The sequence below is a fragment of the Nonomuraea sp. NPDC050328 genome, from assembly GCF_044459405.1.
In the GTDB taxonomy this organism is placed as follows: domain Bacteria; phylum Actinomycetota; class Actinomycetes; order Streptosporangiales; family Streptosporangiaceae; genus Nonomuraea.
Window position 1 is genome coordinate 125,835 of the sequence record NZ_JBITIW010000013.1, and the last position, 14,846, is coordinate 140,680.

At 71.6% G+C, this 14,846-nt stretch carries 13 protein-coding genes; 8 read left to right on the top strand and 5 right to left on the bottom strand.

What is annotated here, in order from left to right; genetic code table 11:
- The first annotated feature begins 101 nt into the window (after positions 1-101).
- Positions 102-608 (top strand): hypothetical protein, encoded by a 507-nt coding sequence (locus ACIBG7_RS37165; RefSeq protein WP_397339279.1) that lies wholly within the window; start codon positions 102-104, stop codon positions 606-608.
- Between the two features lie 266 nt (positions 609-874).
- Positions 875-1,657 carry an isocitrate lyase/phosphoenolpyruvate mutase family protein gene (locus tag ACIBG7_RS37170; RefSeq protein ID WP_357931551.1) on the top strand — a complete coding sequence of 261 codons (783 nt, stop codon included), beginning with the start codon at positions 875-877 and terminating at the stop codon, positions 1,655-1,657.
- Between the two features lie 70 nt (positions 1,658-1,727).
- On the opposite strand, the gene ACIBG7_RS37175 is transcribed toward ACIBG7_RS37170, so the two are convergent.
- The gene (locus tag ACIBG7_RS37175) at positions 1,728-2,249 is read right to left on the bottom strand and encodes a hypothetical protein (RefSeq protein ID WP_357931548.1); all 522 of its coding nucleotides are present in this window, start codon (positions 2,247-2,249) and stop codon (positions 1,728-1,730) included.
- A gap of 151 nt (positions 2,250-2,400) precedes the next feature.
- Positions 2,401-3,564, bottom strand: coding sequence for a hypothetical protein (locus ACIBG7_RS37180; protein WP_397339280.1), 1,164 nt, complete (start codon positions 3,562-3,564; stop codon positions 2,401-2,403).
- 163 nt (positions 3,565-3,727) lie between these two features.
- Here ACIBG7_RS37180 and ACIBG7_RS37185 point away from each other — a divergent pair, with 163 nt between their 5' ends.
- Positions 3,728-5,185: a peptide MFS transporter gene (locus ACIBG7_RS37185; protein WP_397339281.1), complete on the top strand. Its 1,458-nt coding sequence runs from the start codon at positions 3,728-3,730 to the stop codon at positions 5,183-5,185.
- Between the two features lie 13 nt (positions 5,186-5,198).
- Positions 5,199-5,813 (top strand): trimeric intracellular cation channel family protein, encoded by a 615-nt coding sequence (locus ACIBG7_RS37190; protein WP_397339282.1) that lies wholly within the window; start codon positions 5,199-5,201, stop codon positions 5,811-5,813.
- Here ACIBG7_RS37190 and ACIBG7_RS37195 read toward each other — a convergent pair.
- Positions 5,797-7,212 carry a PLP-dependent aminotransferase family protein gene (locus ACIBG7_RS37195; protein WP_397339283.1) on the bottom strand — a complete coding sequence of 472 codons (1,416 nt, stop codon included), beginning with the start codon at positions 7,210-7,212 and terminating at the stop codon, positions 5,797-5,799. The genes ACIBG7_RS37190 and ACIBG7_RS37195 overlap by 17 nt on opposite strands.
- Positions 7,213-7,275: 63 nt before the next feature.
- Here ACIBG7_RS37195 and ACIBG7_RS37200 point away from each other — a divergent pair, with 63 nt between their 5' ends.
- The 4 genes from ACIBG7_RS37200 to ACIBG7_RS37215 all read left to right on the top strand — a co-directional run bounded on the left by ACIBG7_RS37200 (position 7,276) and on the right by ACIBG7_RS37215 (position 12,981).
- On the top strand, positions 7,276-7,896 hold the full coding sequence (locus ACIBG7_RS37200) for a hypothetical protein (protein ID WP_357931531.1): 621 nt from the start codon (positions 7,276-7,278) through the stop codon (positions 7,894-7,896).
- 136 nt (positions 7,897-8,032) lie between these two features.
- On the top strand, positions 8,033-9,901 hold the full coding sequence (locus ACIBG7_RS37205) for an ABC transporter permease subunit (RefSeq protein ID WP_397339284.1): 1,869 nt from the start codon (positions 8,033-8,035) through the stop codon (positions 9,899-9,901).
- 23 nt (positions 9,902-9,924) lie between these two features.
- Positions 9,925-11,169 (top strand): extracellular solute-binding protein, encoded by a 1,245-nt coding sequence (locus ACIBG7_RS37210; protein WP_397339285.1) that lies wholly within the window; start codon positions 9,925-9,927, stop codon positions 11,167-11,169.
- A gap of 57 nt (positions 11,170-11,226) precedes the next feature.
- Entirely contained in the window at positions 11,227-12,981 is a 1,755-nt protein-coding gene (locus tag ACIBG7_RS37215) for a glycoside hydrolase family 15 protein (protein ID WP_357931522.1), read from the top strand.
- A gap of 9 nt (positions 12,982-12,990) precedes the next feature.
- Here the strand turns inward: ACIBG7_RS37215 and ACIBG7_RS37220 are convergent, their stop codons facing one another.
- On the bottom strand, positions 12,991-13,854 hold the full coding sequence (locus tag ACIBG7_RS37220; RefSeq protein ID WP_397339286.1) for a hypothetical protein: 864 nt from the start codon (positions 13,852-13,854) through the stop codon (positions 12,991-12,993).
- A 41-nt stretch (positions 13,855-13,895) separates the two neighbouring features.
- Positions 13,896-14,804, bottom strand: coding sequence for an LD-carboxypeptidase (locus tag ACIBG7_RS37225; protein WP_397339287.1), 909 nt, complete (start codon positions 14,802-14,804; stop codon positions 13,896-13,898).
- Positions 14,805-14,846: the final 42 nt, after the last annotated feature.

The window sequence follows — 14,846 nt, forward strand, 5'->3', positions numbered from 1 at the left end:
GTCTCGGAAGCTATTACACGTTCATGACATCGTGCTGACGGCCTGCTCATCGGGGTCGGCCAGGGTGAGGGGCACGTCAGCGATCCCCTTTGGAGGAACACGTGTTGATCACCAAGCGCCGGCTCGCCGGACTGGCCGCCCTGCCCTTCCTCGCGCTCGGTACGGCCTGCGGCGCGCAGAGCTTCGCGGCCACCGAGACGCCCGCCGCGTCGAGCGGCCAGGCCAAGCCGAGCTGGCACGAGACCGCGGTGAAGTTCACCGGGTGCATGCGGGCCAACGGCGTCGACATCCCGGACCCGGTCAAGGGGCAGGACCTGGACACCAGCGCGGTCACCAAGGTCACCCAGGCCAAGCTCGACGCCGCGATGAAGGCGTGCAAGGAGTGGGACTCGGTCATCCTCGGCGGGTCAGAGCCGGCCACGCCCGAGGAGGAGGCCAAGTTCGCGGCGTGGGCTCGGTGCCTGCAGCAGGGCGGGGTGTGGCAGCCGGTCGGGTCCGAGGCCAAGCCTGAGGGGTTCCAGCAGGTCAAGCCGAGGTCGGCGGAGGAGCGGAAGGTCTTCGAGAGCTGCGCCTCGCTGGCGCCGCCCGCGCCGTACGAGCAGGGCTGACCGGCCGGGCCGCACCCCGGCGGGCCATCCCCCTCCGGCAGGAGGGGTGCCGGGGAGCGGCCCCAGGCCACCGCTTCGTGAGAACCGAGTGGACCCCGGGCGGTCTGGGCGGGGGCCTGACCGTGACGTCTGATCGGCGCGTGAAAGGCCGACGCAGGGCCTGACCGTGAGGTCTGATCCCGGCGCGTGAAAGGCCGACGCAGGGCCTGACCGTGAGGTCTGATCCCGGCGCGTGGGGGGCCGGGGCGGCTGCGTAGAGTCGCCCCATGACGACCCGAGCCGAAACCTTCGCCGCCCTGCACCGCCCCGGAGACCCCCTCCTGCTGCCCAACGCCTGGGACGTGGGCTCGGCCGCGGCCATCGCCGCCGCCGGGGCCAGGGCCATCGCCACCACCAGCGCCGGGGTCGCGTGGTCCCTGGGCTTCGCGGACGGCGCCGACCTGGGCGCGGACCGCAACGCCGCCCTGGTCGAGCGGATCGCCGCCACGGTGGACGTGCCGGTCTCGGCGGACATCGAGGCGGGCTACGGCGCGGTCGCCGAGAGCGTCGCCGCCGTGGTGCGGGCGGGCGCGGTGGGCGTCAACCTGGAGGACCGGGTGGGCGCCGACCTGCTGCCCCCGGCCGAGCAGGCCGATCGGCTGCGCGCCGCGCGGGCCGCCGCCGACCGCCTGGGCGTGCCCGTCTGGATCAACGCCAGGACCGACGTGTACCTGGCCGGCAGCGGGCGGCTGGAGGAGGTGCTGGAGCGCGCCGAGGCCTACGCGGCGGCGGGGGCCTCCAGCCTGTTCGTGCCGGGCCTGATCGACCTGGAGGCGCTCAAGCGGCTCTCGGACGGGCCGCTGCCGGTCGCGGTGATGGCCTGGGCGGGCGCGCCGTCGGTCGCGGAGTTCGCCGCGGCCGGGGTGGTGCGGATCAGCCTGGGTTCGTCGATCGCGCAGGCGGCCTACGCGCTGGCCGCGCGGGCGACCACCGAGCTGCTGGAGAAGGGCGTCTACGACGCCACCGCGGACGGCCTGCCGTACGGCGAGCTGAACGCGTTGCTCGGCTGAGCGAGCACGGAATGCGCGAAGGAGCCCGGCCGCCGAGCGGCCGGGCTCCTTCGTCTTCGAGCGGGTACGGCTAGCGGTGCAGGACCTTGACCCAGTCGCTGGCCTCGTCGCCGTTGTAGTAGCGGCCACCCTCGTAGATGGCGCGGAAGGTGCCGGAGGTGTAGGCCGGGACCTTCAGGTGGAAGTAGCCGGAGCCGCCGGTGCGGACCTTGTCCACGAACTCCCAGCGGTGGGAGCCGTCGGGCTGGAAGAGGATGATGATCTTCCGGCCGCCGAGGCGGTTCCAGCCGTTGGCGCGCTCGCACCAGTCGGACTTGATGACCTGGACGACACCGTCGATGTAGCCGCCCTCGCAGTGGACCGAGAGCCGGCCGTCGAGGTGGAGGGTACGGCCGGCCCAGGCGGGCTCGGGGTTGACGTCGAAGCTCAGGCGGGTGTAGCCGCCGTCGTGGTCGTAGTCGAAGTCACCGTTGTGCCACCCGTTGTCGTAGTAGGGCGGGTTGGTGACGGCCGACGCGGGCGCGGCGGCGGTGGCCAGGACGGTGGCGCCCAGCGCCGCAGCGAGGGCGCCGGCAGCGAGACGTCGCATCATGATCTAGGAATTCCTCTCCCCGTGGGCAGCACGCTCCGGGACAAAGCGTGCCTACGGCAACGACGCTCCACGGTAAAGAAAGGTTTGAACAATTAAGATCACGATTCGATAACTCCACCACTCCGAAGGGATATTTATCCCCTTTATCGGCTTAATGTCCTTTTTTCTGGCCGGCGATGTGCACCGCGGGACCCCAGCCGGGCGCGTAGTGCTTGTTGCCGGGGAAGCGGAGCTGCCACCATCCGCGGGCGCGGTTCGGGATCACCCGGGCGAAGCCGCCGTCACGTCCGGTCGTCGCGGTGCCGACCTTGGTCCAGACGACGCCGTTCGGCTTGCGGTGCATGATCTTGACCTTGGTGCCGGCGAAGGCCGCGTAGTCGCTGTAGCCGGCCGGGTCCACCCGGTCGAGCTCGCCGCTCAGGCGCACCGCCTTCTGGCCTCTGATCTTGCTCACGTGGGCCGAGGTCAGCCTGGTGGCGCGGCGGAGCTGGAAGGTGGTGTGCCGGGTGACCGTACTGCCGTCGGCGGCCTTCGCGGTGGCGGTCACCGTCCAGAGGCCGGAGGGGTAGAAGCGGTTCAGGCCGCGGGCGGGCAGGAAGCGCCAGGTCTCCCAGCCGTCCGCGCTCGACGCCATCCGCTCCACCCGGCGCGGCTGTCCCGTCATGGGCGCCTCGACCTCGGGGCGTGGCCCGGCGGGACCCGACGCGTCCGGCGGCGGACCCGAGGGCTCGGGAGCGGGCGGCCGATCCCCAGAACCTCCAGGGACCCCCGGACGCCCCGGAGTCCCGGGAGCTTCGGCGACGGGCGGCGAGGGGTGCGGCCGGGAAGCAGGCGCCGGCGGCCGCTCGGCGGAGGGCGTGGAAGCGGGCGGTCCGGAGACAGGCGGGCCGGAAGCCGGCGGCGCGGGCTCACCGGGCGCGGAAGTGGGCGGTGCGGGCTCACCAGACGGGGCCGGCTCACCGGGCGGTGCGGGCTCACCGGGCGGGGCGGAGGGTTCGCCCGGCGGCCCGGACGGCGGCTCCGAGGGCGTGGACGGCCCCGGCGGAGAGGACGGGGGCGCAGTGGAAGGTTCCTGGACGGGCGCACCGCGCCGGGGCCGGCCGGGCGCGACGTCGATGGTCACCCCGTCCTCCCCCGCGGCCCCCCGCGCGACCACGTCGATCACCAGCCGTACCGACCCGCTGGGCCCCACCACCGGCTGCGCCGGCCGTACGACGATCTCCTTGATCTCCGGCCCGGCGGCAGCGGCGGTCCCGGTGACGGGCACCGCGAGCGCTCCCGCCATGAGCGAGGTGAGCAGAACTCGATTCGTCATGATCAACACGGTAGGAACCGCCCGGTAATGCCCGGGGACATGACACCCGCCCCGGTTGGCAAAGCATCGGGTGATCCACGTCCGAACCTGGGTAGCCCACGGCAGAGCTGGAAAGACGCCTTGTAAGTGACTTAGAGTGACTGATCGAATACAAGGGGGGATCATGACAGCAGAGCGCACGTTCTTCGGTCACCCGAGGGGTTTGGCCACCCTCTTCGGGACCGAGATGTGGGAGCGCTTCAGCTTCTACGGCCTGCGCGGCATCCTCGTGCTGTTCCTGATGGCCCCGCCGGTCCGTAACGGCCTGGGCCTGGACGAGACGACCGCGGTCCCGATCGTCGCGCTGTACGGCGGCACCGTCTACCTGACCTCGCTGCCCGGCGGCTGGCTGGCCGACCGGGTGCTGGGGGCCAGGCGCACGGTGTTCTGGGGCGGCGTGATCATCATGCTGGGCCACATCTCGATGGCCATCCCGATCCACTCCTCCGCCCTGATCTGGCTCGGCCTGTTCCTGATCATCTGCGGCACCGGCCTGCTCAAGCCGAACATCTCCTCGATGGTCGGCTACCTCTACCGCGACGACGACGACGCCCGCCGCGACGCCGGCTTCTCGCTGTTCTACATGGGCATCAACATCGGCGCCGCGCTGGGCCTGTTCGTCACCCCGCTGCTGGCCGGCGACGACCGCTGGCACCTCGGCTTCGGCGCCGCCGCGGTCGGCATGGCGCTCGGCCTGATCATGTACACCGCGCGCCGCAAGAGCCTGGACGGCGCCGGCGAGGCGCCCCCGCGGCCGCTGTCGCCGGCCGAGTCGCGCAAGGCCGTGCGGGTGATCGTCTTCTCGCTGCTGCTGCTCATCGCCGCGGTCCTGATCTGGGGGGCGACCGGCACGCTCACCGTGGGCACGGTCCCGACCGTGGTGACCGTGCTGAGCATCCTGGTCGTGGTCGGCTACTTCGTCTACGTCTTCCGCAGCGCCGGCGAGATCACCGCCGACGAGCGGCAGGGCATGCGCGCCTACATCTGGCTGTTCATCGCCGCCGCCATCTTCTGGATGATCTTCCAGCAGGCGGCCGGCCCGCTCACCGTCTTCACCGAGAAGCGCGCCGATCTGAGCGTGCTCGGCTGGACCGTCCCGGCGGGCATGGTCCAGAACTTCAACTCCATCTTCGTGATCATCCTGGCCCCGCTCTTCAGCGTCCTGTGGCTGCGGCTGGGCAACCGGGTCAACACCCCGCAGAAGTTCACCGCCGCGCTCTTCCTGGTCGGTCTCAGCTTCGTGCTGGTGAGCTGGCTGAACGCCAGTCCCGGGCAGATCGCGCTGCTGTGGCTGGCGCTCATCTACCTGATCCAGACGCTCGGCGAGCTGTCGCTGAGCCCGGTGGGCCTGTCGGTCACCGCCAAGCTCGCGCCCGCCTCGCTCAAGGGACAGATGATGGGGATCTGGTTCCTGGCCCCGGCGGTCGGCGAGCCGGTGGGCGGCCAGGCCTACAAGTTCCTCGTCCCGGCCTTCGGCCCGACCGGCTACTTCCTGACGCTGGGACTGGCGGCGGTGGTGGCGGGCCTCATCCTCATCGTCTTCACCGGCAGGCTCAAGCGGCTCATGAACGAACACGCGTGAGACCATCCTCACCGTGTCAGAACTGCTCGACCTCGTCGGAATCTTCATCTTCGCCCTGACCGGGGCGCTCATGGGCGTGCGCAAGCGCCTGGACGTGGTGGGCATGCTCGTGCTCGCCGAGATCACCGCCCTGGGCGGCGGCGTGGTGCGCGACCTGATCCTCAACGTGCCGCCCATCGCCTTCCAGAGCCTGGGCTACGTGCTCACCCCGGTCCTCGCCACCGTGGTCGTCGTCTTCTGGCATCCGCACGTCGCCCGGGTCCTGCCCGCGATCATGGTTTTGGACGCGGCGGGCCTGGGCGTGTTCTGCGCGCTGGGTACCGAGAAGGCCCTCGCGCTCGGGCTGTCGCCGCTGCACGCCGCGCTGCTCGGGGTGACCACCGCGGTCGGCGGGGGCATTCTGCGCGACATCCTGGCCGGGGAGATCCCGACGCTGCTGTACGACCGGCAGCTCTACGCCGTCCCGGCCATGCTCGGCTCGGGGCTGCGCGCGGTGCTGTTCGAGGCGCACCTGCAGGGCTGGGTGGCCACGCTGGCCGCCGCGCTGATCGCCTTCGTGCTCCGGATCAGCGCCATGCGGTACGGCTGGCGCGCCCCGCTGGCCCGGGGCGTCACACCATCGGACTGACCGCCGCCACCTCCCGCCGCCCGGCGCCCTGCCGGGCCGCGGCCAGCCGGGTGACCGCGTCGAGCAGCAGCGGGGGCGACTGCGTGTACGGCAGGCGCACGTACCCCTCCAGCGTCCCCTCGACCCCGAACCACGGCCCCGGGGCCAGCCGTACGCCATGGGTGGCCGCGGCCTCGGCCAGCTCGGTGGCGCCCTCCCCCGCGGCCAGCCGTACCCACAACGAGCCCCCGCCGGACGGCAGGACGAAGGTCCAGCCAGGCAGGTGCTCGCGCACCGCGGCGGCGAGGGTGTCGCGGGCGGCGCGCAGGGTGCGGCGGCGTTCGGCGCGCGTCACGGCGAGCCGGTCGAAGAGCTGGGCGACGATGAGCTGCTCCAGCACGGGCGCGCTCAGGTCGGCCGAGGAGCGGTGCAGCGCCAGCCGGCGCACGTGCGCCGCGGTGGTGCGGATCCAGCCGATGCGCAGCCCGCCCCACCACAGCTTGCTGGCCGAGCCGATGGTGACCACCCGGTTGTCGGTGTCGAAAGCGGCCATCGGGGTGGCCCTGGCCTGCTCCGACAGCGCCAGCTCGGCCCACGTCTCGTCCACCAGGATCGTGGTGCCGGTGCGGCGCGCGGCGGCGACGATCTCGGCGCGCTCGGCGTCGGGCATGAGCGCGCCGGTCGGGTTCTGGAAGTCGGGGATCAGGTAGGCCAGCCGGGCGGCGGACTGCCGCATGGCGCTGGTGACCAGGTCGGGCTGCCAGCCGTCGGAGCCGACGCCGACCGGGGCCAGCCGGGCGCCCCGGCCGCGGGCCGCCTCGACGGCGTGCGGGTAGGTGGGCGACTCGAACAGGAAGGTGTCGCCGGGGCCGACCAGCAGGCTGATCACCAGGTGCTGGGCGGACTGGTTGCCGGTGGTGACCAGGATCTGCTCGGGCCGGGTGGCCAGGCCGCGCTCGGTGTAGCGGGCGGCGATGCGTTCGCGCAGCTCGGGCAGGCCGACGGGGTCGTAGCCGGAGCCCATCGCGTGCCGGGGCAGCTCGCGCACGGCCGCCTCGACGGCGGCCTGGAACTGGCCGGGCGCGGCGGGGGCGGCGTTCTGGAGCTGGATGAGGCCGTCGCCGCCGAAGCCGCTCCAGGCGGTCTCGGCGGGGTCGGGCAGCACGGTCCAGCTTCCGGAGCCCTGGCGGCTGTCCACGTAGCCCTGGCCGCGCAGCAGGTCGTAGGCGGCGGTCACGGTGGTGCGGCTGACGCCGAGCGTCTCGGCCAGGTGGCGTTCGGCGGGCAGCCGGACCTGCACCGGGATGCGGCCGTCCATGACCAGGCCGCGCAGGGCGTCAGCGAGTGCCCGGTAGTAAGGCCGCGCGGTGCGGTCGAGGTCGAGCAGCCGGGCCACCTGGGTGGCGGAGAGAAAGCGCACCAGGCCATTTTCGGTGATTGGCCCTGTTATGGGAAGCCGGTTGCCCGCCATTATGGGTCCATCATGCGCGAGAAATTGACACCAACCCGGCTCGCCAAGCTCTACGGCGGGCTGGCCCTCTACGGCCTGGGCATGGCCCTGCAGATCGAGTCGGCGCTCGGCGGCTCCCCCTGGGACGTCTTCCACCAGGGCCTGGCGGTCCACTTCGGGCTGTCGGTCGGCACCTGGGTGATCATCGTGGGCGCGGTGGTGATGCTGGCCTGGATCCCGCTGCGCCAGCGGCCCGGCCTGGGCACCATCAGCAACGTCCTGTTCCTGGGCCTGTTCGCCGACCTGTTCCTGTGGCTGCTGCCGGGCCCTGAGCACGTCGTGCCGCGGTCCGCCTACCTGCTGGCCGGCGTCTTCCTGGTCGCCCTGGCCACGGTGCTCTACATCGGCGCCGGGCTCGGCCCCGGCCCGCGCGACGGCATCATGACCGGGCTGGTCCGGCTCGGGCTGTCGATCCGGCTGGCCCGCACGCTCATCGAGGTCAGCGTGCTGGCGATCGGCTGGATCCTGGGCGGCACCGCGGGCGTCGGCACGTTGTTGTTCGCGCTGGCGATCGGTCCGCTCACCCAGATCCTGTCGCGCTGGTTCCCGCTGGAGGCGGCACCGCCCCGGCCGGTACCCCTGCCTGCGGATTAGCCGTCCTGGAACGCTCCACAATTCTGCACATCCTGCGAGGTTCATGAGCGAAGTTGCTTGATCGAGCCTTGAATCGCTTGACATTGATCACCGTCATCACGAGCATTTATGCAGTTCTCCTGCGAAAGGCCGTGTGATGACTTCTCGGGCTGCTGAGCTCTGGCGGCGGACGGTCCCCTGGCGCTGGCTCGCGCCCAGCACGGTCCTGATCGCCTGCGTGGTCGGCTTCCCCGCCCTGTACATGGTCCTGATGTCCTTCCAGGACATCAGCCGGATCGGGCTGGTCAAGGGTTTCGCGGGACTGGACAACTACGCCCGGTTACTCCAGGAGGACGCGCTCGGCCAGGTCGTCGGCAACACGCTGCTGTGGCTGGTCGTGGTCGTCGGCCTGACGATGCTGCTGTCGCTGGCGCTGGCGCAGTTCCTGTCCAAGGAGTTCTTCGGCCGCCGGTTCGTGCGGCTCTCACTGGTGGTGCCGTGGGCCACCTCGCTGGTGATGACCGCGACCGTGTGGCGCTTCATCTACGAGGGCGGCAACGGGCTGCTCAACCGGCTGCTGATGGACCTGGGGCTCCTGTCGGCCCCGGTCGACTGGTACAAGGACCCGGCCACCGCCCTCTACTCGGTGATGGCGATCGGCATCGTCACCTCGATGCCCTTCACCACCTACGTGCTGCTGTCCGGGCTGCAGACCGTGCCGCACGACGTGCTGGAGGCGGCCAGGATCGACGGGGCGAGCGCCTGGTCGACCTGGCGGCGAGTGACGCTGCCGATCCTGCGGCCCTCGCTGATGATCGCGCTCGTCCTGAACATGCTGCACGTCTTCAACGCCTTCACCGTGATCTGGGTGATCATGGGGAAGACCGCGGGCAACCACGCCGACACCACGGTGACCTGGCTGTACAAGATCGCCTTCACCGCGCAGCTCGACTCCGGCGAGGCCGCGGCGCTCGGCGTGCTCAACGTCGTCTTCCTGCTGCTGCTCATCACCGCCTTCGTGGTGATCCTGCGGCCCTACCAGAACCCCTCGGCGGCCGAAGAGAGGCCGTCGGCCGCCGAGGCACCCGCCGGCGAGGTCCGGCCCGCGCCGCCGTACCAGCCGGAGCCCGTCCAGCCGAAGCCGGTCCAGCCGAAGCCGGTCCGGCAGCGGCTGGTGCTGATGCGGGCGGGCCGGGGCTGGCGGCGGATCCGGCCGGCAGCGCTGCCGGTGATCGGCTTCGCCATCGCGCTGTTCTTCCTGGCTCCCTACGCGGCGATGCTGTTCGGCTCGCTGAAGACCGACGCGGAGCTGTACGCGGTGCCGGCCGACTACTTCCCGCGGACGTGGGCGTGGTCGAACTACGCCGACGTGTGGCAGCGCATCCCGCTGGCCGACTACTTCCGGGTCAGCCTGACCGTCGCCCTGGTCTCGACCGCGCTCGTCCTGGTCGTCGGGGCGCCGGCCGCCTACGTCCTGGCGCGCTCCAGGTTCCGGGGGCGCGGGGCCTTCCTCGGCGTGATCCTGGTGACGCAGATGTTCCCGGCGGTCGCGCTGCTGATCGGGCTCTACCGGCAGGCGCTGTTCGTGGACGGGATCAACAGCTACGCGGTGATCATCGCCATCAACGCCGCCTTCAACCTCGCCTTCGGCGTCTGGATCATGCACGCGCACTTCAGCGCCATCCCGGTGGAGATCGACGAGGCGGCGATGATGGACGGCCTGGGCCGCTTCCGCATCATGCTGCGGATGATCCTCCCGCTGGCCGCGCCGGGCCTCGTCACCGTGATGATCTTCACCTTCATCCAGGTGTGGAACGAGTTCGTGATCGCGCTGACCCTCTTCAACGACCCGGCCTCCGGGCGCGTGCCGCTCACCGTCGGGGTGCAGCAGTTCGTCGGCCTCTACGAGACCAACTACCAGTACCTGTTCGCGGCGGCGCTGATGGCGATCGTGCCGGCCGTGATCCTGTTCGCGCTCATCGAGAAGCATCTGGTGAGCGGCCTCACCGCAGGCAGCACCAAGTGACCAAGGACAAGGACCGGTGTGAGATGACCTCTCGGACAAGACCTCGGCTGGCCGCGATCGCCGCCCTCGCGCTGGCGCTGACCGCCTGCGGCAGCGGCGGGGGTGAGGGCGGCGACGGGCAGCAGTCCATCAAGCTCGTCGTGGCCCAGTACACCGAGGGCACCCGCCCCTACTGGGAAGAGCTGATCAAGTCCTTCGAGACCGCCAACCCGGGCAAGAACGTCGACCTGCAGGTCATCGACTGGGGCAACATCTCCGCCCAGGTCGCCACCATGATCCAGACCAAGCAGTTCCCCGACGTGCTCAACCTCAACGTCTTCGCCGACTACGCCGAGGCCGGGCTGCTCTACCGCGCCGAGGAGGTGGTCTCCAAGGAGGTGCTGGGCGACTTCCTGCCCTCCTTCGCCGCCAACGCCGCCTACGAGCAGACCCAGTACGGCCTGCCGTTCGTGGCGACGGTCAACGGCCTGTACTACAACAAGAAGATCCTGAAGGAGGCCGGCCTCGACAAGCCCCCGGCCACCTGGGACGAGTTCAAGGCCGCGGCCAAGGCGATCAAGGCCCTGCCCGGCGGCTACGTCCCCTACGCGCTGGCCATGGGCGCCGAGGGCGGCGACTACGAGTTCGGCACCTGGCTGCGCGCCAACAACGGCGACTGGCGCGTCAACGGCAAGTGGGCCGTCAACGGCGAGCGCAGCCTGGAGACGCTGCAGTTCCTCAAGACGCTCACCCAGGAGGGCCACACCCAGCCCAACCCGGGCCAGACCAACCGCGCCGACGGCACCTGGCCGCTGTTCGCCCAGGGCAAGGCGGCCATGGTCTACGCCTCCTTCGGCACCCGAGCCTTCCTCGACCCGGTGGAGAAGGCCGGCATCGAGTACGGCACCGCCCCGCACCCGGTCAACAACGGCGCGACCCCGGCCACGCACGGCATCCAGGACTACCTGATGGCCTTCAAGAAGGACGGCAACCAGGAGCTGGTCCGCCAGTTCCTGACCTACTTCTACCAGGCCGGCAACTACGCGAAGTACCTGAAGGTGGAGGGCCTGCTGCCGACCACGCAGTCGGCCTCCGACGTGCTGCGCCAGGACGCCAAGGTGGCCCCGATCGTCGACATGGTGGCCCGGGCCCGCTTCGACCCGACCTCCGAGCCGGTCTGGTCGGAGCTGCGCGGCACCATCGCCGCCGAGCTGGGCACCGGCCTGGCCGCCGACAGCGACCCGGCCGCGCTGCTGGGCAAGTTCCAGCAGATCGCCGAGCGTCCGTAGCCAACACACTGGCCGGGTCTCCCCAAATCGGGCGACCCGGCTAGTAGCGTCACAGGTATGCGGATCGAGGACTACGCACTCATCGGGGACATGCAGTCGGCCGCGCTCGTCGGCCGCGACGGCTCCATCGACTGGCTCTGCCTGCCCCGGTTCGACTCCCCCTCCTGCTTCGGCGCGTTGCTCGGCGACGGCCGGCACGGCCACTGGTCGCTCGGCCCCACCGGGCGCAGGCCCGCCGACCGGCGCCGCTACCGGCCGGACACGCTGATCCTGGAGAGCGAGTGGGACACCCCCACCGGCACCGTCCGGGTGATCGACTTCATGCCGCCGCGCGACCGCAACCCCGACGTCGTGCGCATCGTCGAGGGCGTCTCCGGCTCGGTGGAACTCACCACCGAGCTGCGCATCCGCTTCGACTACGGGCGGATCGTGCCGTGGGTGCGCCGCGACGGCGAGCACCTGCAGGCGGTCGGCGGGCCCGACTCGGTCTGGCTGCACTCGCCGGTGCCGCTGATCGGCGGCGACTACGCCCACCGCGCCACCTTCACCGTCGAGGCCGGGCAGCGCCTGCCGTTCCTGTTCACCTGGCACCCCTCGCACGAGCCGATGCCCAAGCTGATCGACCCCGAGACGCATCTGGCCGAGACCGAGGCGATGTGGACCGAGTGGGTGGCCCAGTGCACCTACAAGGGGCCGTGGCGCGAGGCGGTGGTGCGCTCGCTGATCACCCTCAAGGCGCTCACCTACGAACCGACCGGCGGCATCGTCGCCGCGCCGACCACCTCCATCCCCGAGGACCTCGGCGGCGTGCGCAACTGGGACTACCGCTTCTGCTGGCTGCGCGACGCCACCATGACGCTGGAGGCGCTGATCGACTCCGGCTACTCCGACGAGGCCCTGGCCTGGCGCTCCTGGCTGCTGCGCGCCATCGCCGGCCGCCCCCAGGACCTCCAGATCATGTACGGCGTCGCCGGCGAGCGCCGCCTGCCGGAGAGCCAGCTCGACTGGCTGCCCGGCTACGAGAACTCCCGCCCGGTCCGCATCGGCAACGCCGCGGTCAACCAGCTCCAGCTCGACGTCTACGGCGAGGTGATGAGCTGCCTCTACCTCTCGCGCACCTCGGGCCTGGCCGCCGACGACCGCGCGTGGGCGATCCAGCGCCAGCTCATCGCCTACGTCGAGGAGCACTGGGACGAGCCCGACGAGGGCCTGTGGGAGGTGCGCGGGCCGCGCCGGCACTTCACCCACTCCAAGGTGATGTGCTGGGTGGCGCTCGACCGGGCCATCCGCCAGGTGGAGAACTTCGGCCGCACCGGCCCGGTGGAACGCTGGCGCCGGGTGCGCGACGAGATCCACGCCGAGATCTGCGACAAGGGCTTCGACGCCACCCGCAACACCTTCACCCAGTCGTACGGCTCGCCCGAGGTGGACGCGGCGTTGCTGCTGATCCCGCTGACCGGGTTCCTGCCGATCGACGACCCCCGGGTGGCCGGCACGGTGGAGGCGATCGAGCGCGAGCTGATGAGCGACGGCTTCGTGCTGCGTTACCCGATCGCCGAGGACAACGACGTGGACGGCCTGCCCGGCGCCGAGGGCGCGTTCCTGGCGTGCAGCTTCTGGCTGGTGGAGGTGCGGGCGCTGCAGGGCCGGCACGCGCAGGCCTGCGAGCTGTTCGAGCGGCTGCTCGCGCTCCGCAACGACCTGGGGCTGCTGGCCGAGGAGTACGACCCGCGGTACGCCCGGATGGTCGGCAACTTCCCGCAGGCCTTCAGCCACGTGCCCCTCGTGCACGCGGCCAAGGCGCTGTCCTAAAACCGAGCCTCAGGAGGAGCTGAGGCGCTTCAGCACCCGGGCGAAGTCCTTCGGCGGCACGACGACCAGGCGGGTCTGGCCGTCCTGGACCACCAGGTCGGCCTTGATCCGGGTCAGCGTGCCGGCGTGCCACCAGTAGACCTGCTCGCTGGGGCCGCCCGCGCGCAGGGCGTGCACGCGCAGCCGTTCGATGGCCCGCACGACGCCGATGCCCTCCACCGGGTGCACCAGCACGGTCCGCGGGTCGGGCAGGACGGCCAGCACGCCGTCGCCGGGCACCTGGAGGTAGTCCTCCAGCCAGTGCAGGTGCGAGCCGGCCGAGGCGGTCGCGCCGCCCAGCCGCCAGACCGGGGTGCCGGACAGGTCCTCGCGGCCGGCGTGCAGGCGCTCGTTGCGCCGCACGTTGGCCAGGGCCACGCCGAGCGCCTGGGCGGGCGGGATCGGCCAGCAGCCGGCCTCCTCGGGCCGCACCGGCCGGCCGTGCACGGTCATCAGCTCGACCAGGTCGGCGCCCAGGTGCCGGCCGACCACGCGGGTCAGGTCGGGCACCTCGTCGACGGCTTCCACCCGGGTGCCGAGCAGGTGCCTGACCTGGTCGAAGTCGCACGGGTCGGGCAGGGAGGCGTCGGCCAGGGCGCGGCCGAGGTGCTCGGAGACCAGCATCGGCCAGTCCTCGCGGGGGCGCCGCCCGGCCTCGCGGCGCAGGCCGGCCAGCCGTACCGGGATCTCCTTGCCGCCCCCGAGGGTCAGCAGGGTCCCGTCGGCGGCGAACGCGCAGGTGTAGCCGAGCGAGTCGGCCACAAGGGAGAGCAACGAGTCGAGGTCCACGTCCTCGACCGATCGCGACGGCCGGGAGGGCCGGAACAGGTTCACGCCGCATGCCCCTTCTGTCGGATTCGTCCCCCTGCGTGTCTCTACGATGCCTGGTCCCAGCCCCCGAACTGACCAGCCAGGGAGCACGATTCAGTATCGATAGCCCCAAGAGCCCCAAGCCAGATGCTCAGCTGCGGGCTGCCGTGCCCGACCGGCAGCCCCGCCAGGATCGGCACTCCGAGCGGGACGAGCCGGTCCCTCAACACCGGCATCGGATCGCCACAGCCGACCCACGAGCCGAGCACGAACCCACGTGCCCCGTCGAAGGCGCCGGCCTGCAGGAGCTGGGTCAGCATCCGGTCGATCCGGTAGGGCTCCTCCCCCACGTCCTCCAGGAAGACCAGCCGGTCGGCGAAGGCCGGCTGGTACCGGGTGCCGCACAGCGAGGCGAGCAATGACAGGTTGCCGCCGGCCAGCACGCCCTCCGCCCGGCCCGGCACCAGCATCTCCTCGCCCGGCACCGGCAGCGGGCGGCCTTCGAGCGCCGCCAGGAGGTGCTCCCAGGTGCGCGGCTCGGGCTCGGCCCCGTCGGTGATCACCGCGCAGGCGGGCATCGGGCCGTGCAGCGTGGGCAGGCCGAGTTCGAGGCCGAACACGTGGTGCAGCGCGGTGATGTCGCTGGAGCCCAGCAGCACCTTCGGCCCGGCCTCGCGCATCGCCGCCCAGTCCAGCAGGCCGAGCAGGCGGCCCGCGCCGTACCCGCCCCTGGCGCAGAAGACCGCCGCCACCGCCGGGTCGCACCAGGCGGCCTGCAGGTCGGCGGCGCGCTCCTCGTCGGAGCCGGCCAGGTAGTCCAGCCCGCCGCGGGCGAGCACGTTGCGGCCGGTCACCACCTTCAGCCCGAGCGCCTCCAGCCGCCGCACCCCCTGGCGCAGCCGGACGGGGTCGGGCGGGCCCGACGGGGCGACGATCGCCACCGTGTCCCCACCGACCAGGTCTAGACCCCTCATTGCACACCTCCCAGGGCAAACGGTGTCACACTTGACCCGGGT

What these genes read in the sequence shown, in the direction of transcription:
- ACIBG7_RS37175 (WP_357931548.1), bottom strand. Translation starts at nt 2,249, where the DNA reads ATGATGCGACGTCTCGCTGCCGGCGCCCTCGCTGCGGCGCTGGGCGCC.
- ACIBG7_RS37215 (WP_357931522.1), top strand. Translation starts at nt 11,227, where the DNA reads ATGCGGATCGAGGACTACGCACTCATCGGGGACATGCAGTCGGCCGCG.
- ACIBG7_RS37205 (WP_397339284.1), top strand. Translation starts at nt 8,033, where the DNA reads ATGACTTCTCGGGCTGCTGAGCTCTGGCGGCGGACGGTCCCCTGGCGC.
- ACIBG7_RS37170 (WP_357931551.1), top strand. Translation starts at nt 875, where the DNA reads ATGACGACCCGAGCCGAAACCTTCGCCGCCCTGCACCGCCCCGGAGAC.
- ACIBG7_RS37210 (WP_397339285.1), top strand. Translation starts at nt 9,925, where the DNA reads ATGACCTCTCGGACAAGACCTCGGCTGGCCGCGATCGCCGCCCTCGCG.
- ACIBG7_RS37180 (WP_397339280.1), bottom strand. Translation starts at nt 3,564, where the DNA reads ATGACGAATCGAGTTCTGCTCACCTCGCTCATGGCGGGAGCGCTCGCG.
- ACIBG7_RS37225 (WP_397339287.1), bottom strand. Translation starts at nt 14,804, where the DNA reads ATGAGGGGTCTAGACCTGGTCGGTGGGGACACGGTGGCGATCGTCGCC.
- ACIBG7_RS37200 (WP_357931531.1), top strand. Translation starts at nt 7,276, where the DNA reads ATGCGCGAGAAATTGACACCAACCCGGCTCGCCAAGCTCTACGGCGGG.
- ACIBG7_RS37185 (WP_397339281.1), top strand. Translation starts at nt 3,728, where the DNA reads ATGACAGCAGAGCGCACGTTCTTCGGTCACCCGAGGGGTTTGGCCACC.